The 20,478-nt window shown below is 77.4% G+C and carries 20 protein-coding genes; 11 read left to right on the forward strand and 9 right to left on the reverse strand.

Going from position 1 to position 20,478, the window contains the following annotated elements:
* Positions 1 to 6: 6 nt before the first annotated feature.
* Entirely contained in the window at positions 7 to 327 is a 321-nt protein-coding gene (locus ACRYMY_RS00690) for a hypothetical protein (RefSeq protein WP_432545332.1), read from the forward strand.
* 613 nt (positions 328 to 940) lie between these two features.
* Here the strand turns inward: ACRYMY_RS00690 and ACRYMY_RS00695 are convergent.
* Complete coding sequence (locus ACRYMY_RS00695) at positions 941 to 1,564, reverse strand: hypothetical protein (protein ID WP_432545333.1); 624 nt, start codon at positions 1,562 to 1,564, stop codon at positions 941 to 943.
* A 399-nt stretch (positions 1,565 to 1,963) separates the two neighbouring features.
* Positions 1,964 to 2,848 (reverse strand): LysR family transcriptional regulator, encoded by an 885-nt coding sequence (locus ACRYMY_RS00700; RefSeq protein ID WP_432545334.1) that lies wholly within the window; start codon positions 2,846 to 2,848, stop codon positions 1,964 to 1,966.
* Between the two features lie 170 nt (positions 2,849 to 3,018).
* Here ACRYMY_RS00700 and ACRYMY_RS00705 point away from each other — a divergent pair, with 170 nt between their 5' ends.
* The 6 genes from ACRYMY_RS00705 to ACRYMY_RS00730 all read left to right on the forward strand — a co-directional run bounded on the left by ACRYMY_RS00705 (position 3,019) and on the right by ACRYMY_RS00730 (position 8,750).
* On the forward strand, positions 3,019 to 3,852 hold the full coding sequence (locus ACRYMY_RS00705; RefSeq protein ID WP_432545335.1) for an EamA family transporter: 834 nt from the start codon (positions 3,019 to 3,021) through the stop codon (positions 3,850 to 3,852).
* A gap of 167 nt (positions 3,853 to 4,019) precedes the next feature.
* Entirely contained in the window at positions 4,020 to 4,931 is a 912-nt protein-coding gene (locus tag ACRYMY_RS00710; RefSeq protein WP_432545336.1) for an ATP-binding cassette domain-containing protein, read from the forward strand.
* The gene (locus tag ACRYMY_RS00715) at positions 4,928 to 5,791 is read left to right on the forward strand and encodes an ABC transporter permease subunit (RefSeq protein ID WP_432545337.1); all 864 of its coding nucleotides are present in this window, start codon (positions 4,928 to 4,930) and stop codon (positions 5,789 to 5,791) included. The genes ACRYMY_RS00710 and ACRYMY_RS00715 overlap by 4 nt, the downstream gene beginning before the upstream one ends.
* 34 nt (positions 5,792 to 5,825) lie before the next feature.
* Positions 5,826 to 6,596, forward strand: coding sequence for a hypothetical protein (locus ACRYMY_RS00720; protein WP_432545338.1), 771 nt, complete (start codon positions 5,826 to 5,828; stop codon positions 6,594 to 6,596).
* A gap of 49 nt (positions 6,597 to 6,645) precedes the next feature.
* Complete coding sequence (locus ACRYMY_RS00725; protein WP_432545339.1) at positions 6,646 to 8,055, forward strand: sensor histidine kinase; 1,410 nt, start codon at positions 6,646 to 6,648, stop codon at positions 8,053 to 8,055.
* The gene (locus ACRYMY_RS00730) at positions 8,052 to 8,750 is read left to right on the forward strand and encodes a response regulator (protein ID WP_432545340.1); all 699 of its coding nucleotides are present in this window, start codon (positions 8,052 to 8,054) and stop codon (positions 8,748 to 8,750) included. Before ACRYMY_RS00725 ends, ACRYMY_RS00730 begins: the two co-directional genes overlap by 4 nt.
* 16 nt (positions 8,751 to 8,766) lie before the next feature.
* Here ACRYMY_RS00730 and cls read toward each other — a convergent pair whose 3' ends face one another.
* The 4 genes from cls to ACRYMY_RS00750 form a co-directional block, all read right to left on the reverse strand.
* On the reverse strand, positions 8,767 to 10,245 hold the full coding sequence (gene cls / locus ACRYMY_RS00735) for a cardiolipin synthase (RefSeq protein ID WP_432545341.1): 1,479 nt from the start codon (positions 10,243 to 10,245) through the stop codon (positions 8,767 to 8,769).
* A 14-nt stretch (positions 10,246 to 10,259) separates the two neighbouring features.
* Positions 10,260 to 10,907, reverse strand: coding sequence for a VOC family protein (locus ACRYMY_RS00740; protein ID WP_432545342.1), 648 nt, complete (start codon positions 10,905 to 10,907; stop codon positions 10,260 to 10,262).
* A gap of 13 nt (positions 10,908 to 10,920) precedes the next feature.
* On the reverse strand, positions 10,921 to 11,946 hold the full coding sequence (locus tag ACRYMY_RS00745) for a ketopantoate reductase family protein (protein ID WP_432545343.1): 1,026 nt from the start codon (positions 11,944 to 11,946) through the stop codon (positions 10,921 to 10,923).
* Positions 11,947 to 12,022: 76 nt separating this feature from the next.
* On the reverse strand, positions 12,023 to 13,498 hold the full coding sequence (locus ACRYMY_RS00750) for a hypothetical protein (RefSeq protein ID WP_432545344.1): 1,476 nt from the start codon (positions 13,496 to 13,498) through the stop codon (positions 12,023 to 12,025).
* A 116-nt stretch (positions 13,499 to 13,614) separates the two neighbouring features.
* Between ACRYMY_RS00750 and ACRYMY_RS00755 the strand changes: the two genes are divergently transcribed.
* The 3 genes from ACRYMY_RS00755 (at position 13,615) to ACRYMY_RS00765 (ending at position 17,115) form a co-directional block, all read left to right on the forward strand.
* Positions 13,615 to 15,783 (forward strand): RecQ family ATP-dependent DNA helicase, encoded by a 2,169-nt coding sequence (locus ACRYMY_RS00755; protein ID WP_432545345.1) that lies wholly within the window; start codon positions 13,615 to 13,617, stop codon positions 15,781 to 15,783.
* Between the two features lie 70 nt (positions 15,784 to 15,853).
* The gene (locus ACRYMY_RS00760) at positions 15,854 to 16,165 is read left to right on the forward strand and encodes an ArsR/SmtB family transcription factor (protein ID WP_432545346.1); all 312 of its coding nucleotides are present in this window, start codon (positions 15,854 to 15,856) and stop codon (positions 16,163 to 16,165) included.
* Positions 16,162 to 17,115, forward strand: coding sequence for a cation diffusion facilitator family transporter (locus ACRYMY_RS00765; protein WP_432545347.1), 954 nt, complete (start codon positions 16,162 to 16,164; stop codon positions 17,113 to 17,115). Before ACRYMY_RS00760 ends, ACRYMY_RS00765 begins: the two co-directional genes overlap by 4 nt.
* A 24-nt stretch (positions 17,116 to 17,139) precedes the next feature.
* On the opposite strand, the gene ACRYMY_RS00770 is transcribed toward ACRYMY_RS00765, so the two are convergent.
* Entirely contained in the window at positions 17,140 to 17,361 is a 222-nt protein-coding gene (locus tag ACRYMY_RS00770) for a helix-turn-helix transcriptional regulator (protein ID WP_432545348.1), read from the reverse strand.
* 9 nt (positions 17,362 to 17,370) lie between these two features.
* A complete protein-coding gene (locus ACRYMY_RS00775) occupies positions 17,371 to 17,784 on the reverse strand; it encodes a hypothetical protein (RefSeq protein ID WP_432545349.1) in 414 nt (137 codons plus the stop codon).
* Between the two features lie 106 nt (positions 17,785 to 17,890).
* Here ACRYMY_RS00775 and argG point away from each other — a divergent pair, with 106 nt between their 5' ends.
* Positions 17,891 to 19,342, forward strand: coding sequence for an argininosuccinate synthase (gene argG / locus ACRYMY_RS00780; RefSeq protein WP_432545398.1), 1,452 nt, complete (start codon positions 17,891 to 17,893; stop codon positions 19,340 to 19,342).
* A gap of 68 nt (positions 19,343 to 19,410) precedes the next feature.
* Here the strand turns inward: argG and ACRYMY_RS00785 are convergent, their stop codons facing one another.
* Positions 19,411 to 20,325: a TIGR03620 family F420-dependent LLM class oxidoreductase gene (locus ACRYMY_RS00785; RefSeq protein WP_432545350.1), complete on the reverse strand. Its 915-nt coding sequence runs from the start codon at positions 20,323 to 20,325 to the stop codon at positions 19,411 to 19,413.
* Between the last annotated feature and the right edge of the window lie 153 nt (positions 20,326 to 20,478).

The raw sequence follows: 20,478 nt of genomic DNA on the forward strand, positions 1-20,478 counted from the left end.
GCGCTCGTGGACGTGCCCGTAGCAGGACCCGACCCGCGACCGGTTGCTCCTCGGCCGGGCCGCGGTTCGATCACCCTGGTCCAGGACGCTCCTGACCGGTGGCACGCCGAGTGGATCGACGAGGACCGCGGCGCCAGGTTCACCGGCTCGCGGGACGAGGTCGCCGTGCGGGTGCAGGTGCAGGTCCCGCAGCACGCGGTCGTGCTCGCTCCGGACGGTCAGCGGCGTCCCTCCACCGAGTGGATGGGCGACGTCCGCGCGGCCTGGCACCGCGCGCGGCCTGCACCCGAGGACGATCCGGGCGCCGTCGCGGCGCAGATGTGGTGATGCCGCGGCGCCGGACGGCGTACCGGTGACGGACGAGCCTGTGGGCGGCCCGTCCCGGTGAGCCGACCAGCCTGCCTCAGCAACCCGCACGGCCCCCGGTCACGACAGCGCGTCCACAGCGCCGTCCGGTACGGGTACCGCCTCGACGGGGTGGAACCTCACCCTGCCGATCGCCTCCGGGGCGAGCGTCCGGCGTGCCCGCCGCGCCGGGTACGCCGGGTGGACGGTCACGCCGGCGGCCTCGGCGCTGCCACAGCCAGTGCACCAGCAGACCGGCACCGGCGAACCACAGCAGCAGCGCCAGCCCCCGACCGAGCCGGCGCCACCGCCACACAGCCTCCAAGGACGACTGCCTGCTGAGGCGAGCTGCTGGATCGACGAGCTGCCCGCCGACGCCCGCGTGCGCGTGAGCACCGCCCGGCCCCGAGCCGGGCTGCCCGAAGCCGCCCACACCCTCGTCCTGGCCCTGCCGGCCCCTGACCCCCAGCGCGGGTGCGGTGGCTGCCCGGCTCCGCACGCGTCGCGATCGTCACCGGGGCGCACGAGCTGCCCACCACAGCGGTCCGGTGGAAGCGCTGGGCAGGCACCGGCCCGCACCCGGCAGCCTCACGGTTCAGGTCCACCGCGGCGCGCTGTCGCGCCGGCGCGGGCGGCCGTCCCACTCCTGCAGGGGAGCCGACTGCCACCACCACTGCGGGTCGTGGGGCACGCCGGCGACCCACGCACGCCCGGTCACGGCCAGCAGCAGGTCCCACGGCGGGCCCAGGCGCTGGTCGACCCACGGGAAGACCCGTGTCAGCACCCGGGTGCACAGCCCGGCGGGTGGGTCCAGATCGAGGTCCAGCGCCTCCGCGGCGTCCCTGCCGTGCACGAGCAGCTCGGTGACCGCCATCCCCGCCCACCCCGACGCGTCGGCCGACCCGCTGGGGTGCCACGCCCGCTCGGCGCCCAGGGTGCGCAACGCGGCGGCGAGCAGGTGCGCGGCGCTCGACACGTTGTCCAGCTGCACGCTCGCCGGACCGCTGCGGCCGTCGCGCAGGACCGGCAGCGCCCGGTCTGCCCGGCGTGCCACCTGAGCGGCGTAGAACACCAGCGCGTCGGCGATGTGCTCCACCGTGCGCACCGCCGTCCACGACGTCGGCTCAGCCGTGCACGACCACGCCGGGTCCTCATCGGGCCTGGCCTGCAGCGGCGCCAAGGCATCGACCGCAGCGATGACGTCCTCACTGGTGCTCACCCCGTGGATTGTCACCGGAGCGTCACGGCGTCGAGGCCGCTTCCTGGTGGGTCGGCGTGGCGATCACGGCGAAGCGGAACCCGCCGAGGGCGGGGACCGCGCGCTGCGCACGGTGCTGGAGCACGGGGAGGACGGGGAGGACGGCACCTCGTCGCGGGCGGCGTGCGCCGCGATCGGTGACCAGCTGGGCGTCCGCGGGAGGCCGACGAGGCCCTGCGATCGGCCTCGACGGGTCCGGCGCTGGTACCGACGTGCCCGGGGACGGTCCCCGGGCTCGGTGGGCCTCCCGCCGCGCTCGGGTCGACGGTGGCCGGCGCCGTGCTGCTCGGTCGACGGCCCCGCCGGTGCAGGGCCCTGCGCGATGGCCCGGGTGAAGACGCCGCCGAGGGGGAACCGCCGTCACGTCTGCGAAGGGCACCCGTCTGCGGCGTACAGCTCGGCGGCCATCCGCACCAGCGCCGCGGCCCACGCCGGTTCGGCGTCGCGCCACCAGCCCAGCCGGACCGGCACCGGTTCGGCGTCGACGACGGGGCGGTAGACCACGCCCGGGCGCCGGTGCTGCCAGGTCGTCGCCGCGGTGGTGGTGCCGATCGCCTGCCCGGCCGCGATGAGGGTCAGCCACTCGTCCACGCCACGGGTGTCGCGGGTCGCGGCCGGCGCCGTGCCCGGTGGCCACAGGTCCGGAGTGGTGGTGCCGGTGCGCGCGTCGCTGGCGACGACGGCGCCGTGGAAGTCGTGCAGGCGCACCGTGCGCCGGCGCGCCAGCGGGTGGTCGCGGGGCAGGGCCGCGCACCTCGCCTCGGTGCCGATCACGGCGGTGGCGAAGCGGTGCCCGTCGAGCGGGCGGCGGGTGACGACGACGTCGGCGAGGCCCTCCAGCAGGCCGGCGGTGCCGGTGCCGGCCTGCGTGAACACCAGCGCGGAGGCCGGGTACCGCTCCTGCCAGCGCCGCTGCAGGACGGTGGTGTGCCGGCCCAGCGCCGCCCACGCGTACCCGACCCGCACCTCCGCGGGCACGTCACCGTCCTCCGCGGCCAGGCGGGTGATCGCCTCGACCTCCTGCAGCACCCGGCGCGCGTGGGCGGCGACGCGCGCACCGGCCGCCGTGGCCACCGCTCCGCGCGGGGTGCGCTGCAGCACCCGCGTGCCGAGCTCGCGCTCCAGCGCGGCCACCAGCCGCGAGACCGAGGCCTGGGTGGTGCCCAGCGCGATCGCCGCGTCGGTGAAGGTGCCCTCCTCCAGGACGCTCAGCAGCGCCCGCAGGTGACGCACCTCCACCGCCATGCGCTCAGCGTATGGGGCAGCCCCCGCACGCATTTCGCGGCGGCGGAGCGCGGCGCGAGCCTCGGGACATGGACGTTCCCGCCGTGTCCTCGTCGCAGTCGTCGTCCGCGCCCACGCCCGCGTCGCCGCCCCGCGGTGAGCCCGCCGGGGCGCGGGGCCACTGGCGGGGTGTGGCGACCGCCCTGGCGGGGGCCACCGGCAACCAGGTCGGCGCCGGGGTCGGCGCGCAGGCCTTCCCCGCGATCGGCCCGGCCGGGGTGGTCGCCGTCCGCCAGCTCGTCGCCGCCGCCGTGCTGCTGCCGGTCGCGCGACCACCGCTGCGCCGGATGGCGTGGTCGCAGTGGTGGCCGGTGCTGCTGCTGGCGCTGGTGTTCGCCGCCATGAACCTGGCCCTCTACACCGCCGTCGAGCGCGTCGGGCTCGCGCTGGCCGTCACGCTGGAGTTCCTGGGGCCCCTGGGCGTGGCGCTGGCCGCCTCCCGCACCCGCGCGCACCTGCTCACCGCGGCCGTGGCCGCCGCCGGGGTGTACGTGCTGGTGCTGCCCGGCCCCAGCAGCGACCTGGGCGGCATCGCGATCGGCCTGGTCGCCGGCGGCTGCTGGGCGGCCTACATCGTCCTCAACCGCACCGCCGGGGCGCGCCTGCCGGGACTGCAGGCCCCCGCCCTCGCCAGCGGCCTGTGCGCGCTCGGCTACCTGCCGGTCCTGGTGATCCTCACCGCGGGCGGGCACTGGGACGGGCCCACCCTGGCCCGCGCGCTGGCCGCCGGGCTGCTGTCGTCCGTCCTGCCGTACGCCGCCGACCTCACCGCGCTGCGCACCGTGCCACCGCGCCTGTTCGGCGTGCTGTCCAGCAGCCAGCCGGCGCTGGCGGCGGTGGTCGGCCTCCTCCTGCTGGGTGAGGACCTGGCGCTGCACGAGTGGGTGGGCATCGCCGTCGTCAGCCTCGCCAACGTCGCCGCCCTCACCGCCGGCCGGCCGGGGCGGCGCACCGCGGACCGTTGAGCGCCCCGCGCGCCTCGTCCCACCGGGGACCGTCCTCCTCCTGCGGGAGGAGGACGGTCCCCCGCCGATCTCCTCCCGCGGCAGGTGCTCGCACCGCGGGCGCGTCCCTAGCGTCGGGAACCACGAGCGGCGGGGGGAAGCACCGCCGCCCGGGACGAGGAGGACGTGTGATCACGGCAGAGGCGCTGACGAAGCGCTACGGGACGACGACGGCCGTGGACGGGTTGTCGTTCACCGCGCGGCCCGGGGCGGTGACGGGCTTCCTGGGCCCGAACGGCGCGGGGAAGTCGACGACGATGCGGATGGTCCTCGGGCTGGAGCGCCCGACGTCCGGGAGCGTCACGGTCGACGGGCAGCGGTACGCCGACCTGCCGGCACCGCTGCGCACGGTCGGCGCGCTGCTCGACGCGCGCTCCGTCCACCCCGGCCGCACGGCGTCCTGCCACCTGCTGGCGCTGGCCCGCACCCACGGGATCCCGCGCTCGCGCGTGGACGAGGTCATCGGGCTGACGGGGCTGGAGACGGTCGCCGGGAAGCGGGTCAGGACCTTCTCCCTCGGCATGGGGCAGCGGCTCGGGATCGCCGCCGCGCTCCTGGGGGACCCCGGGACGCTCGTGCTCGACGAACCCGTCAACGGCCTCGACGCCGACGGGGTGCTGTGGGTGCGGCAGCTCGTGCGGGACCTGGCCGCGGAGGGCCGCACGGTGTTCCTGTCCTCGCACCTGATGCACGAACTGGCGCTGTGCGCGGACCGCGTCGTGGTCGTCGGCCGCGGACGGCTGCTGGCCGACGCGACGGTGCCGGAACTCCTGGAGAGGTCGCGGGGCGCGGGTCTCGTGCGCGTGCGCACCACCGACCCCGGTGTCCTGGCGCAGGCCCTGACGCGCGCGGGGGCCGACGTCGCCGCCCAGCCGGACGGTTCCCTGCACGTGCGCGGCGCGTCCGCCGAGGAGGTCGGCGCCGCCGCGGGCCGGGTCGGGGTGACCGTCCTGGAGCTCGCGGCCGAGACGGGGTCGCTGGAGGCCGCCTACCTGGAGCTCACCAGCGGTTCCGTCGAGCACCGGGCGGGTGCCCGGTGACCGCGACCGCGGAACTGCCCGCGCGCCCCGCGGCGCGCTCCGGCCCGTCCTTCGCGCGGGTCGTCCGCGCCGAGTGGACGAAGCTCCTGGGCCTGCGCTCCACGCACGTCGTCGCCGCGGTCACGGTCGTGGTGACCGGGCTGCTCACCCACCTGTCCGCCAGCGCCTCCTCCGGCGACCCGGGTTTCGTCGCGACGCGGAACCTGGGGGACGCGCTGCCCCTGGCGTTCCTCGGGCCGCTCGTCCTCGGGGTGCTCGTCGGGACCGGGGAGTTCAGCACGGGGACCTTCCGCTCCACGTTCGCCGCCGTGCCGCGCCGGGTCCCCGTCCTGCTCGCGCAGGCCGTCGTCACGGCCGCCGCGGTCCTCGTGGTCGGCGTGCTGACCGTCGGGGCGGCGGTGCTGGGGATCCTGCCCGCGGCCGCGTCGCGGGGCACGACCCCCGACCTGGCCGGCGCCGGCGTCCCGCAGCTCCTGCTCGGGACGGTGGGTTTCCTCGTCGGTGCGGGGCTTCTCGGCCTGGCGGCCGGGGCGCTGCTGCGCCGCCCGGTGCCCGCGCTGGTCGCCGCGGTCGTCGTGCTGCTGGTCGCCCCCGTGGTGCTCGCGTTCGCGGCCGGGGTCGGCACCGACCCGCTGGCCGAGCACGACCCCGAGCACCCGCCGGCCGCGACGGCGCTGGTGAACACCGTGGAGACCTTCACCCCCGTCGGCGCCGGGTCGGCGCTGACGAACCCGGGGGGCGGCGGTCTCGACGGTGCCCCCGACCTCGGGGCGGGCGGTTCGGCGCTGGTCCTGGCGGGCTGGGTGGCGGTCCCGCTGGCCGCCGCCGCGATCCGGTTGCGTCGTCGTGACCTCGGCTGAGGCGTTGCGGCGCAGCGGGTCGCACCGCCGGGCGGTGACCGCGCCGCGCGTGCTCGCCGCGGAGTGGACGAAGGTCGCGGGCCTCACCTCCACCGCCCTGGTGGTCGTCGGCACGGTCGGCGCCGCGGGTTCGCTGGCGTTCGTCCTGGGCCTGTTCGCCGGCCCCGGAAGCGCGGTGTCGGGGACCTCCCTGGCGGCCTCCGGGTACCCGCTGGCCCAGCTCGGGGCGCTGGTCCTCGGGGTGCTCGTCGGCAGCGCGGACTTCGCCACGGGCACGTCCCCGACGACGTACGCCGCGGTGCCCCGGCGCCTGCCGGTGCTCGCGGCGCAGGTCGTCGTGACCGGCGCCCTCGCGGCGGTCACCGGGCTGGCCGCGTTCGCCGCCTCCGTCGCGGCGACCGCGGGGACCCGGCGGACGGCGGGACTGCCGTGGGCGCTGTCCGACCCGCAGGACCTGCGCGCCGCCGCCGGGTACGTGCTGTTCCTCGCGGGGGCGGCGGTGTGCGGGGTCCTGCTCGGGGCGCTGCTGCGCCGGCCGCTGGCGGCGCTGACGACCGCGGTGGCCGTGTTCGTGCTCGTGGACCGGGTGCTGGCCGCGAACCCCGGGCGCGTCGCCGACACCGTCCGCGCCCTGCTGCCGGGCAGCGGGACGCGGCTGTTCGCCGACGACGCCCAGCTCGCCGCCCTCGCCGCGGGCCGCGGGCCCGACCTCGGCGCGTGGGGCGGCGGGGCCGTCCTGGGGGCCTGGTGCCTCGTGCTGCTCCTGCTCGCCGGGTACCGGCTCGTGCGCCGTGACGTCACCTGAGCGGCCGGCGGCCGCGGGGTCCGCCGCCGCCCGGTGGCACAGTGCAGGGGTGACGACACCGCCCGCCGCTCACCCCGGGGCGCCCGGCGGGCAGCCGGCCCTCACCGCGGCGCAGGTCCACCACCGCAGCACCCCCGGCCGGCTCGTCCTGGCCCACCCGTGGGCGGCGCACGTCGCGCTCGTCGCGCTGGTCCTGCTGCTCGGGTCGGTCACCGCGGCCGCCGCGTCGGAGACGGTGCGGGGAGCCACGAGCCTCGGGCTGTTCGCGCCGGGCTCCCCCGCGGGCGAGCGGTTCACGACGGCGTGGCTGGCCGGGACGGCGGCGGGGGCGGTCGCGCTCGTCGCCCGGAACCGGTGGCCGCTGGCCGTCACCGCGGTGCTGACGGTGCTCGCGGTGCTCTCCCTCGCGCTGGGGCAGGTCCTCGGCGTGCTGGGGTTCTGCCTGGCGTGGGCGCTGCACGCGGTGGCCGCCCGGCGCAGCGCCCGCACCGCGTGGCTCACCGGCACCGCGGTGCTGCTCGTCGTGTCGACCGCCGTGTTCCGGTGGCAGGTCGTCGGCCTCGCCGAGGTCCTGCTGTGGAGCGACGAGCTCCCGCCCAGTGACGGCCCGGTGTTCCAGCGGCTGGTCGAACCCGGGTTCTCGGCCGGGCGCCGGTCCTGGACGGCGCTGCTGCTGCTCGCGCTGCTCGTGCTGGGCGGCGTGACCGGCGCCGGTGCGCGGGCCCGCCGCCTGCACGCGCACGACCTGGCCGAGCGGTACGCGGCGATGGCCCGCGAGCGCGACGCCAGCGCCGCCCTGGCGCGCGCGGCCGAGCGCGCCCGGATCGCGCGGGAGGTGCACGACGTCGTCGCGCACAGCGTCTCGGTGATGGTGGCGCTGTCCGACGGGGCGCTCTCGGCCCTGGACCGCGCCCCGGACGCCTCGCGCTCGGCCCTGGCCGAGCTGTCGCGGACCGGCCGCGGCGCGCTGGCGGACATGCGCAGCGTGCTGGGGCCGCTGCACCCGGACGAGGGCGCGGAGGCCGGGGACGGGCCGGCGGCACCGGCGGGGACGGACCTCGTCGCGGTCGTCGAGCGGTTCCGCACCACCGGCCTGCCCCTGTCGGCCAGCGGGCTCGACACTCCCCTGCCGCCCGACGCGGCGGTGCGCCTGGCCGTCGTGCGCATCGTCACCGAGGCGCTGACCAACGTCCTGCGGCACGCGCCCGGCACCCCCGGCGCCGCCGTCGCGCTGCGGCGCACCGCGTCGGCCGTCGAGGTGGAGGTCGTCGACGCCGGCGGCACCCGGCCCGGGACGGGCAGCGGGACGCGGCGCGGGATCGCCGGGGTGCGCGAGCGCGCCGCGCTGCTGGGCGGGCGCGCCGAGGCCGGGCCCGTGGACGGGGGCGGGTGGCGCGTCCACGTCGTCATCCCCGTCGAGGACCCCACCGGGGGCCCGTCCGGGGAGGACCGCGCGTGACGACCGTGCTGCTCGTGGACGACCAGCCCCTGCTGCGCACGGGTCTGCGGCTGGTCATCGAGTCCGAACCCGACCTGCGGGTGGTCGGTGAGGCCTCCGACGGGGCGGTCGCCCTGGAGCAGGTCGCCGCGCTGGCCCCGGAGGTGGTGCTGATGGACGTGCGGATGCCCGGCGTGGACGGCATCGAGGCCACCCGGCGGATCGTCGCGGAGCACCCGTCCTCGCGGGTGCTCGTCCTCACCACGTTCGACCTCGACGAGCACGCGTTCGCGGCGCTGCGCGCGGGGGCCAGCGGTTTCCTGGCGAAGAACGCGCGGCCCGCCGAGCTCACCGACGCGATCAGGACGGTCGCCTCGGGCAGCTCGGTGGTGGCCCCGCGCGTGGTGCGGCGCATGCTCGACCTGTTCGCCCCGCACTTCCCGACGAGGCTCCAGGACCAGCCCGGCGACCGGCGCGGCGACGTGCTCGACCCGCGGCTGCGGGCGTTGACCCCGCGCGAGCTGGAGGTGCTGCGGTGCGTGGCGGAGGGGTCGTCGAACGCCGAGATCGCCGAGCGGCTCGTGCTGTCCGCGACCACGGTGAAGACCCACGTCGGCAACGTCCTCGCCAAGCTCGGGCTGCGCGACCGCGTCCAGGCGGTCATCGCGGCCTACGAGACCGGGCTCGTCGGCCGCGGCGGGGGCTCGCCGCGCTGAGCGCTCACCGCGACGCTCACTGGAGCGCGGACGTCAGCCGCGACACGTTCTCCTTCAGCACGTGCGAGCGCGGCCGCGCCAGCCACTCCTCCAGGGTCAGCTCCTTGCACACCGCGCGGTAGCCGTCCTCGACCCGGCGCAGCTCGTCGGCGAAGGAGCGCCCGCACACCATGAGCGTCAGCTCCAGGTCCAGCTCGAACGAGCGCATGTCCATGTTCGAGGACCCGACGACGCTGACCTCCTCGTCGATCGTCATGTGCTTGGCGTGCAGCACGTACGGCGGCGGGTAGCGGTGGATGCGCACCCCGGCCCGCAGGAGGTTCTCGTAGTAGGAGCACTCGGCGTAGAACACCAGCGCCTGGTCGCCCTCCTCGGAGGTGAACAGCTCCACGTCCACGCCGCGCTCGGCGGCCGTGGTGATGGCCGCCAGCATCGACTCGTCGGGCACGAAGTACGGGCTGGTGATGGAGATGCGCCGCTGCGCCGCGTACAGCAGGGCGTTGAACAGCTTGAGGTTGTTCTCCCCCTCGAACCCCGGGCCGCTGGGCACGACCTGGCAGTCCAGCGACCCGGGCGGGTCGGGGACGGTCGCCTCGGGCCGCTCCGTCTTCAGCAGCTCGTCGGTCTCGGAGTACCAGTCGGTGACGAACAGGGCGTCGACGCCGGTGACGACGGGACCCTCCAGGCGCACCATGAGGTCCTGCCACCGCAGACCGCGCCGCTTGTTGCCGCGGCGGTTGTAGCTGCGGTCCAGGACGTTCTGCGAGCCGATCCACGCGACGTCGCCGTCGGCGACGAGGAGCTTGCGGTGGTTGCGCAGGTCCGGGCGCTGGTACTTCAGGCGGTGCAGCTGCACCGGCAGCATGGGGTGCCACTCGATGCCGTGCTGCTCGAAGAACCGGGTGGTGCGCCGGTAGTACGGGTAGCGCCAGGTGCCGAGGTGGTCGATGAGGACCCGCACCGTCACCCCGCGGCGCACCGCGTCGGCCATGGCGTCGAACATCGGCCGGGACGTGTCGTCCAGGGACATGATGTAGAACTCGACGTGGACGTAGCGGTTCGCGCCGCGGATCGTGTCGGCCATCGCGCGGATCGTCGCGTCGTAGTCGTCGGAGACCTCCACCCGGTTCCCGCCGACCAGCGGCATCGAGCCCAGGGTGCGGTTGAGGGTGACGACGCCCTCCAGCCACGGCGGCCACGGGTGCTCGGTGCTGACGAGCTCCATGCCGCGGGTGGAGTCCAGGATCAGCTGGTTGATCTCGCGCTGCTTGCGGCGCCGGGCGCGCGGCAGCTTCGGGTTGCCGATGAGCAGGAACGCGAGGACCCCGATGTAGGGGATGAAGAAGATCGTCAGCAGCCACGCCAGCGCGGAGCTGGGCCGGCGGTTGACGGGGACCACGGCGATCGCCGTCAGGCGCACGACGAGGTCGATCGCGAGCAGCGCGATGGCCGACGCGGTCAGCGACGGGAACCACTCCGGGAGCTGCTCGAGCACGGCGTCGCCCCGGGTCAGACCGTGACGGGACCGCGGGCGGTCTGGAACGTCACCGCGCGCAGGCCCGGGTCACCGGCCCCGTCCTCGTCGACGAAGGTGAAGTCGAGGCGCTCGACGGCGAACTCGGGCGGCAGGCCCAGCCAGCTGCGCACCCGCTCGGGGCGCCCGGCGATGGTCAGCCCCGCCAGGCGGGTCCCGCCGGCCAGCGCGATCGCGGACGGGTGCTGGGTGGCGGGCCCGGACCACTCGATGAGCAGCGGCAGCTGCGGGTCCTCGCGCAGCCCCGGCGCGCCGATCTGGCGCCAGCGCAGCTCCACGCCGTCGGGGCGCCGGCGCACCCCCGGTTCGGCGGTCTCGCCCAGGCGGCGGGCGTGGGCGTCCAGGTCGTCGACGGTCAGCGCCCACACGAACCAGCCGCCGCCGGCCTCGGAGCGGGCGCGCACCGCGCGCCCGAACAGGGCCTTGTCGGCGACCGGGTGGTCCAGCACCTCCGCGACCTCGACGTAGGAGCCGTCGGACAGCGGCAGCACGACGTTGCGGGTGCCGGAGCGGGGGTGCGGGCCCCCGTCGACGGTGCGCACGCCCAGCTGCGCGGCCAGGCGGCGGGCCGTGGCCTGCAGGCCCTCGGGGCCGGCGGCGTAGCCGACGTGGTCGACGCGCATGGACGGCATCGTCTCAGGAGACCCGGGCCAGCTCGTCCACGAGGCGGCGGACGTCGGCCACGGCCAGGGTGCGCGGGCCGGCGCCGCTGCGGGCGGCGGCGTCGGCGAGGACCTGCAGGGCCTCGTTGACGGGGGTGGGCACGCCGAGGACGCGGCCGCGGCGCACGACCTCGCCGTTGAGCCAGTCGGTCTCCACGGTGCCGCCGCGGCGCAGGCTCTGCCAGGAGGAGGACCCGCCGCGCTCGGCGCCGGCGACGGGGGCGGCGCCGAAGCCCAGGCCGCGCAGCTCCGGCAGGGCCTGCAGCTGGTCGGCGACGGGCAGGCCGGCGGCGGCGAACACGGCGGCGCCCTCGGCGCGGGCGTCCTCGCGCAGGGCGTCGGCGGCCCCTGCGTCCAGCTCCTCGTCGCGGACGACGGCGTCGACGGCGTTGGCGGTGTTGGACAGCAGTTTGCCGCGCTGGGCGGGGCCGACGTCGTCGACCGCGCGGGCGACGAACCCCGCGCCGGACAGGTCGGCGGCGACCCGCTCGGCGTGCTCGCGCGGGCCCGCGGTGGTGCGGCCCAGCAGGAGGGCTCCGGAGACGGGCGCCCCCTCGGCGACGACCGTGCCCGGCTCCAGGTGGGTGGCGGGCAGGTAGACGCAGGCGCCGACGACGTGGCGGAACCACCGCTGCGCCAGCCGGTCGCCCTCCAGGCCGTTCTGCGCGCAGACCACGGGCAGGCGCGAACCGGCGGTCAGCCCCGCCGGCCCGCCGTCCAGGGGGGCGGCCGCCCAGGCGGGCAGCACGGCCGCGGTGTCCTGCACCTTCACGGCGAGGACGAGGACGTCCCCGGCGGTCAGCCGGACGTCGTCGGGGCCGGTGGCCACGGCCGGGCGCACGTGCACGGGGCCGTCGGGGGTCAGCACCCGCAGCCCGTCGGCGGCCATCCGCTCGGCGTGGGCACCGCGGGCGACGAGCACGACGTCGTGGCCGTGCTGCGCCAGCCGGCCCCCGATCGTCCCGCCGACGGCTCCGGCCCCCACCACGACGTAGCGCACGCCCGCAGTCAACACCGCGGCCGCGGCGCCCGGCGCGCGGGGGCGACCCGGCCGGGTGAGCGGGTCGGCGGGCGGCTCAGAGGTAGAAGCCGGTGGGGACGCTCGAGGGTGTGCGGGCGCCCTCGCCGTCCCGGGCCGCGACGGGGCGCCCGCGCAGCAGCAGCGCCTGCCCGGCGGGGCCCTGCGCGCGGTGCAGCCACAGGAACCCCGTGCGCGGGCACCAGGCCAGGCGACCGCCCCCGGCGGACGGGCCCGAGGTCTGGTCCACGGGCGGGTCCACGGGCTGGTCGGCGGGCAGGTCCGCCGCGACGTCGGCGGGCACGTCGACGGCCAGGAGGTGGTGCTCCAGGACCGTGCGCACGTGCGCGCCGGTGACCACGGGCGCCTCGTAGCAGACGCAGCGGTCCAGCTGGCGGCGCTGGTCGCGCAGCGCGCCGCGGCGGGCGGCCGCGCGGGCGCTGCGGCGGCGGTGGCGGGCCAGGCGCAGCGACCCCGCGGCACCGGCGGCGGCCGCGAGAGCGGCGGCCAGCAGGACCGGCAGGCCCTCGGCGCCCGCGGCCAGCGGCAGCAGCGCGCCGAGCCCCGCGGCGGCGGCCGCGGTCGGCACGGGCGCGCCGGTCGCGTCCGCGTCGAGGCGGTCCAGGGCGGTCAGCTCGGCGCGGGTGGCGCGCGCCCCGGCCGGCAGCGCACCGGCGGCGGTCCCCGGCGGCAGCTCGGGGTGCAGGGCGGCCAGCAGCAGGGCCGCGCCGTGCCCGTCGCCGCGGGCGGTGAGCGCGGCGGCGGTCGCCAGGACCGCGGGCACGTCGGCGGCGGCGCCGCCGGGCAGGCCGGCCAGCAGCGCGGCGGCCTCGGCGGCGGCCGCGGCGCTGTCGGCGGCGTCGGTGCGGTCGCGGCGGGCCAGGCGGGCCACGGCCGCGCGCTGGACGACGGGTCGGGTGCGGATGCCGTGGACGCAGGCCGCGCGGGTCCACATCTCGTCGGCCGTCGGCAGGTCGCCGCGCTGGTCGGCGGCCGCGCCGACGAGGTAGGCCGAGTGCCAGGAGGCGGACCAGTCGCCGCTGCGCAGACCGGCCAGGAGCCAGCGGTACGCCTGCTCGCCCGCGGGGCCGGGGTCGGCGGCGGCGCGCAGGGCCGCCACGAGGGCCGCGCGGGGCCCCTCGGCGGGCGCGGTGGGCGCGGCGGGGGACGGGACGGCGGGACGCGCGCGGGCCAGCGCGTCGAGGACGGCCAGGCCCGCGGCGGGCTCGCGCGCCAGCAGGTGCAGGCGGGCGGCCTCCTGGGCGGCCTGGTCGGCGGCGCGGTCGTCGGCGGGGGCGGGCCCGGGGCGGGTGGCGAGCAGGCGCAGGGCGAGGGCGACCTCGTCGGCGAGGTCGGCGGCGGTGGCCCACTCACCGCGGGAGGCGGCGACGTCGCGGGCCGTGAGCGCGGGTGCGGCGGTCGCGGGCGCCCCGGTCAGCGCCTCGCCGGGCAGGTCGGCCAGCGGGTCGGCGGGCAGGTCGGCGGACTGCGCGCGGCGCGCGGGGGCGGTCGCGGCGGGGACCGTGGTGGCCATGGGGGGTTGTCGTCACGGGGTCCACAGGGCTTGAGCGGCGGGGCGGTCGCGCCGGGCGGTGGACGGTGCGGGCGCGCGGCGCGGCCGTGTCGTGGCGCGGTGGCAGCATCGCGGCCATGGAGACCCCCGCCCCGACCGCGACCCTCGACGACGCCGCTCCCGGCACCGACGCGGCCACCGCCGGCCTGCGCGCGGAGGCCGAGGAGGTCCTGCGCCGGCTGGTCCAGGACTCCTCCGCGGCCCTGCGCGAGGACCAGTGGACGGCGGTCGAGGCGCTGGTGGCGCACCGCCGGCGCGCGCTGGTGGTGCAGCGCACGGGCTGGGGCAAGTCGGCGGTGTACTTCGTGGCGACGGCGCTGCTGCGGGCGCGGGGCGCGGGCCCGACGGTCATCGTCTCCCCGCTGCTGGCGCTCATGCGCAACCAGGTGGCCGCGGCCGAGCGCGCCGGCGTGCGCGCGGTGACGGTGAACTCCACGAACGCCGAGGAGTGGGGCGCGGTGTACGACGACGTGCGCGCCGGGCGAGTGGACGTGCTGCTGGTCTCCCCCGAGCGCCTGAACAACCCCGGCTTCCGCGACGAGGTGCTGCCGCAGCTGGCGGCCACCACGGGCCTGCTCGTGGTCGACGAGGCGCACTGCGTCTCGGACTGGGGGCACGACTTCCGCCCCGACTACCGGCGCATCCGCACCCTCCTGGCGGACCTGCCCGACGGCATCCCGGTCCTGGCGACGACGGCGACGGCCAACGCGCGCGTGACCGCCGACGTCGCCGAGCAGCTGTCGGTCACGGGCACCCGCACCCTGGAGGACGTCCTGGTGCTGCGCGGGTCGCTGGACCGCGAGTCGCTGCGGCTGGGGGTGCTGCGGCTGCCCTCGCACGCGCACCGGCTGGCGTGGCTGGTGGAGAACCTGCCCCGCTTCAAGGGCTCGGGCATCGTCTACGTGCTGACGGTGGCGGCGGCCGCGGACGTGGCCGCGCACCTGCGCGCGCACGGGATCGAGGCGGCCGCCTACACGGGGCAGACCGACCCGGCCGAGCGCCTGCAGGCCGAGGAGGACCTGCTGGGCGACCGGGTCAAGGCGCTGGTGGCCACCAGCGCGCTGGGCATGGGCTTCGACAAGCCCGACCTGGGCTTCGTCGTGCACCTGGGCGCGCCGTCCTCCCCCATCGCCTACTACCAGCAGGTCGGGCGCGCCGGTCGCGGCATCGACGACGCGGCGGTGGTCCTGCTGCCGGGCGCGGAGGACCAGGACGTGTGGCGCTGGTTCGCCTCGGTGGGGTTCCCGGCGGAGGCGGACGTGCGCGCGGCGCTGGAGGCGCTGACCGCGGCCGGTGAGCCGCTGTCGACGCAGGCGCTGGAGACGCGGGTGGCGCTGCGGCGCAGCCGGCTGGAGCTGATGCTGAAGGTGCTGGACGTCGACGGCGCGGTGCGCCGGGTGCGCGGCGGCTGGGAGGCGACGGGCCGGCCGTGGGAGTACGACGCCGAGCGCTACGAGCGGGTGGCGCGGGCGCGCGAGGTCGAGCAGCGGGCGATGCTCGACTACGAGGCCACGACGGGCTGCCGCCTGGAGTTCCTGCGCCGCGCGCTGGACGACGAGGAGGCGGCGCCGTGCGGGCGCTGCGACACGTGCGGCGCCTTCGCGCTGACGGCCGAGGTGGACGAGGCGGCGGTGGCGCGCGCGGGCGCCGACCTGGACCGCCCGGGGGTGCCGCTGCCGCCGAAGCGGACGTGGCCCAGCGGGCTGGCGGCGCTGGGCGTGGAGCTGCGGGGCCGGATCGCGCCCGCGGAGCAGCCCGCCGAGGGCCGGGTCGTGGCCCGGATGACGGACCTGGGCTGGGGCGGTGCGGTGCGGGAGCTGTTCGCGCCGGGCGCCGAGGACGGCGAGGTGCCGGTGGCGCTGCGGCACGCCGCGGTGCAGGTGCTGGGCGACTGGGGCCGCGACCTGGGCCTGGACGGGGTGGTGGCGATGTGCTCGGCCTCGCGCCCGCGGCTGGTGGAGCACCTGGCGGCCGGGCTGGCCCGCTGGGCGGACCTGCCGCTGCTGGCGACGTTCGAGCTGCGCCCGGGCGCGGGCCCCACCCGCAGCGACGTGAACTCCGCCCACCGCCTCGCGCAGGTGCACGACCGCTTCCGGTTGCCGGCGGACGCGGCCGTGGAGGGGCGGCGGGTGCTGCTGGTGGACGACCGGGTGCGCTCGGGCTGGACGCTGGCGGTGGCGGCGCGCCAGCTGCGCCGGGCGGGGGCGGACGGCGTGCACCCGTTCGTCCTGGCCGAGGGCGACTGACCGGAGCGGCCGGCGGCACCCGGCTGGGTTCACGCTCGACTGGATACAGCGCTCGCTGTACGATGGTCGGGTGATCGCCACCCACGCCGAGGTCCTCGCCCGCTTCGGGCACGCCCTGTCGGACCCGACGCGCGCGCGCCTGCTGCTGGCGCTGCGCGAGGCGCCGGGGTACCCGGCGGAGCTGGCCGACCTGCTCGGGGTGAGCCGGCAGAACCTGTCCAACCACCTGGCGTGCCTGCGCGGGTGCGGGCTGGTCGTCTCCGTGCCCGAGGGGCGCCGGGCGCGCTACGAGCTGGCCGACGCGAGCATCGCCCACGCCCTGGGCGACCTGCTCGGCGTCGTCCTGGCCGTCGACCCGGCCACCTGCGCGGTGCCCTCGTGAGCGCTGGCCACGGGCACGGCCACGGGCACGCGCTGGGCGGGGACCCGCGCGAGGACCGGCGGCGGCTGGCCGTCGTCGTGGCCATCACCGCGACCGCCCTGGTCGTGGGGGTCGTGGGTGCCGCCTGGTCGGGCAGCCTGGCGCTGCTGGCCGACGCCGGGCACGTGCTGACCGACGTCGCGGGCCTGGTCATCGCCCTCGTCGCCGCCACGCTCGCGCTGCGCCCGGCCTCCCCGCGGCGCACGTGGGGCTACCGCCGCGCCGAGGTGCTGGCGGCCACCCTGCAGGCCTCGGTGCTGCTGGCCGTGGGCGTCTTCGTGCTCGTCGAGGGCGTGCGGCGGCTGCTGGAACCACCGGAGGTGGCCTCCGGCCTCATGCTCGTCTTCGGCGTCGTCGGCCTGGTCGCCAACGTCGCCTGCCTCGTCGTCCTGCTGCGCGGCCGGCGCGGGCAGCCGGGCGCGGCGCGCAACGTCAACGTGCGCGCCGCGGTGCTGGAGGTCGTCAACGACGGCCTGGGGTCGGTCGCGGTCATCGTCGCGGCCGCCGTCATCGCGCTGACCGGCTGGGCGCGCGCCGACGCGCTGGTGTCGATCCTCATCGGCTGCCTCATCCTGCCGCGCACGCTGCGCCTGCTGCGGGAGACGACCGGCGTCCTGCTGGAGGCGGTCCCGCCGGGCCTGGACCTGGAGGACGTGCGCCGGCACCTGCTCGAGCTGCCGCACGTGCGGGCGGTCCACGACCTGCACGCCAGCCAGATCACCACCGGGCTGCCGGTGCTGTCGGCCCACGTGGTGCTCGACGACTCCTGCTTCGGCGACGGGCACGCCCCGCGGGTCCTGGACGACCTGCAGGCGTGCGTGGCCGAGCACTTCCCCGTCGCCGTGCACCACGCGACGTTCCAGCTCGAGCCGGCCTCGCACGCCGGGCACGAGCCCGTCACCCACGACTGACGCCGCTCACCGCCCCCGGCCGGGTCAGGGCGCGGCCGTCTCCGCGCTGCGCTCCTCGCCCGGGTCGAAGATCGCCTCCAGGGGCTCGCCCAGCACCCGCGCCAGGCGGAAGGCCAGCGGCAGGCTGGGGTCGTAGCGGCCGGTCTCCAGGGCGTTGACGGTCTGGCGCGAGACGTCGAGCAGGTCGGCCAGGGCCGCCTGGGTCCAGCCGCGGGCGGTGCGCAGCTCGCGGATGCGGTTGTCCACGGCACCGCCTCACCGCGAGGCGACGGCCGCGGCCACGGCCCAGGAGGTCATCGCGGCCCCGACGACCAGCCACGGCGCGACGGGCACCACCAGGCCGGCCAGCTGCAGCATCCCGAGGACGACGCAGGCGACCACCGCGACGCCGAAGCCGACGGCCAGGCCGCGCAGCTGCACGAGCTGGACGTGCTCGTCGGAGCGGCGCAGCCCGCGGACCACGGCGCGCGCGACGCCGAGGACCGGCAGGACGGGCAGCAGCGCCCAGGCGAAGCGCCAGGGGCTGTCGCCGTCCAGGCCGCCCCAGACGGTCACGACGGCGATCGCCACGACGTAGGCGGCCATCGCGGGCACGAAGTCCCGCGCGTAGGCGCGGGCCCGGGCGCGGTCCCCGCGGCTCGGGCCGGAGGTGTCAAGCGTGCTTGTCATGGAGCGATCGTGTCCGACGATCCAGCGCGCGTCAAGGACGCTTGTCACGCCGGTCCGGCACGGCAGCACTTTGCATATTCATCCACTTCCGTGCATGATCTTCCGCATGTCGAAGGTCCTCACCTCCCTGCCCACCGGCGAGCGCGTCGGGATCGCCTTCTCCGGCGGCCTGGACACCTCCGTGGCGGTCGCCTGGATGCGGGAGAAGGGCGCCGTGCCGTGCACCTACACCGCCGACATCGGCCAGTACGACGAGCCCGACATCGCCTCCGTGCCCGGCCGCGCGCAGGACTACGGCGCCGAGGTCGCGCGGCTCGTCGACGGCCGGGCCGCCCTCGTCGAGGAGGGCCTGGCCGCTCTGACGTGCGGGGCCTTCCACATCCGCTCCGGCGGGCGCGCCTACTTCAACACCACCCCGCTGGGCCGCGCCGTCACCGGCACCCTGCTGGTGCGCGCGATGCTCGCCGACGACGTGCAGATCTGGGGCGACGGCTCCACCTACAAGGGCAACGACATCGAGCGGTTCTACCGCTACGGCCTGCTGGCCAACCCGTCCCTGCGCATCTACAAGCCGTGGCTGGACGCCGACTTCGTCACCGAGCTCGGCGGGCGCACCGAGATGTCGCAGTGGCTGCAGGCGCGCGACCTGCCCTACCGCGCCAGCACCGAGAAGGCCTACTCCACCGACGCGAACATCTGGGGCGCCACCCACGAGGCCAAGCGGCTGGAGCACCTCGACGTCGGCATCGAGCTCGTCGAGCCGATCATGGGCGTGCGGTTCTGGGACCCCGAGGTCGAGATCGCCCCCGAGGACGTCACCGTCGGCTTCGAGCAGGGCCGCCCCGTCACGATCAACGGCCGGGAGTTCGACTCGGCGGTGGACCTGGTGCTGGAGGCCAACGCGATCGGCGGCCGGCACGGGCTGGGCATGTCCGACCAGATCGAGAACCGCATCATCGAGGCCAAGAGCCGCGGCATCTACGAGGCGCCGGGCATGGCCCTGCTGCACGCCGCCTACGAGCGCCTCGTCAACGCCGTCCACAACGAGGACACCGTCGCCAGCTACCACAACGAGGGCCGGCGCCTGGGCCGCCTCATGTACGAGGGGCGCTGGCTGGACCCGCAGGCGCTCATGCTGCGCGAGTCGCTGCAGCGCTGGGTCGGCATGGCCGTCACCGGCGAGGTGACGCTGCGGCTGCGCCGCGGGGAGGACTACTCGATCCTCGACACCACCGGCCCCTCGTTCAGCTACCACCCCGACAAGCTGTCGATGGAGCGCACCGAGGACTCCGCGTTCGGCCCCGTGGACCGCATCGGGCAGCTGACGATGCGCAACCTCGACATCGCCGACTCGCGCGCCCGCCTGGAGCAGTACGCGCGCATCGGCCTGGTCGGCGAGGCGCAGCAGCCCGTGCTGGTCGGCGCGGCGCAGGCCGCCGCCACCGGGCTCATCGGCGCGATGGACGAGGGCGGCGCCGAGGCGATCGCCTCGCGCGGGACCGTCTCCCCCGACGAGGAGCTGCTGGACCGGGCCGCCATGGAGGCCGGCACCGACTGAGCACCGCCGCTCCCCCGCCCGCGCGGCGGGTCCCGCCCTCCCGGGGGCGGGACCCGCCGCGCGCGCGTTCAGGCGGGCAGCAGCGCTGCGGCCAGCTGCGCCCACTCCGCGCGCGGGAAGCGCCCGGGGTCGGCGGTGAGCACCTGCACGGCGACCTCGTCGGCGCCGGCGTCCACGTGCCGGGCGACGCCCGCGGCCACGGTGGCCGGCTCGCCCCAGCAGACCAGCTCGTCGACGAGGCGGTCGCTGCCGCCGTCGCGCAGGTCGTCGTCGCCGTAGCCCAGGCGCCGCAGGTTGTCCGCGTAGTTCGGCAGCGCCAGGTAGCCGCGGGTGTGCTCGCGGGCCACGGCGCGGGCCCGGTCGGGATCCGCGTCGAGGACGACGGCCACCTCCGGCGCCAGCCACGACGACGCGCCGACGACCTCGCGCGCCAGCGAGGTGTGCGCGGGCGGGACGAAGTACGGGTGCGCGCCGCGCGTGCGGTCGCGCGCCAGCCGCAGCATGCGCGGGCCCAGCGCGGCCAGCACCAGCCGCTGCGGCGGCACCGCGTCGCCCAGGGCGTCCAGGTGCTCCACCGTCCTGCTGTACGGCTTCTCGTAGCGCCCGCCGCTGCCCTCGACGACCGCGGCGTGGGAGTTGCCCAGGCCCAGCAGGAAGCGGCCGGGGTGCCGGCGCTCCAGGTCGGCCCACGCCTCGGCGAGCTCCTGCGGCGTGGCCGCCCACACGCTGACGATGCCGCTGGCCACGCCCAGCTCGCGGGTGGCGTCCAGCAGGTCGCCGAACACGGGGTGCAGGCCGGGGTCGAAGCCGCCCGAGAGCCACAGCCGCGCGTAGCCGAGCTCCTCCACCTCCGCGGCCGCCTCGCGGGCCTCGGCGCGCCGGGCGGGGTCCTGCCACGGCCCACCGCCCCACAAGCTGATCACGGGCCCGCGCTCGCGGGGCGGCGGGGAGGGGACGCCGGGCACCGGGTCGTCGCTGTTCACGCCCGGCACGCTACGCACCGCCGTCGCGCGCGCCACCGGGCCCGCCACCGGGCCGTGCACGGTCCCGGCCGGTCGCGGTACCCGATCGGGCGAGCCAGTCCCCCGTCCCCGCGACCGAACGTACGGGGGACAGCCGACCGGTGGGCCGGGGGG

The organism is Kineococcus haloalkalitolerans (genome assembly GCF_050871905.1).
Taxonomy (GTDB): Bacteria; Actinomycetota; Actinomycetes; order Actinomycetales; family Kineococcaceae; genus Kineococcus.

Coding starts and splice junctions, on each gene's coding strand:
- ACRYMY_RS00700 (WP_432545334.1), bottom strand. CDS start 2,848: ATGGCGGTGGAGGTGCGTCACCTGCGGGCGCTGCTGAGCGTCCTGGAG.
- ACRYMY_RS00740 (WP_432545342.1), bottom strand. CDS start 10,907: ATGCGCGTCGACCACGTCGGCTACGCCGCCGGCCCCGAGGGCCTGCAG.
- ACRYMY_RS00750 (WP_432545344.1), bottom strand. CDS start 13,498: ATGGCCACCACGGTCCCCGCCGCGACCGCCCCCGCGCGCCGCGCGCAG.
- ACRYMY_RS00755 (WP_432545345.1), top strand. CDS start 13,615: ATGGAGACCCCCGCCCCGACCGCGACCCTCGACGACGCCGCTCCCGGC.
- ACRYMY_RS00775 (WP_432545349.1), bottom strand. CDS start 17,784: ATGACAAGCACGCTTGACACCTCCGGCCCGAGCCGCGGGGACCGCGCC.
- argG (WP_432545398.1), top strand. CDS start 17,891: ATGTCGAAGGTCCTCACCTCCCTGCCCACCGGCGAGCGCGTCGGGATC.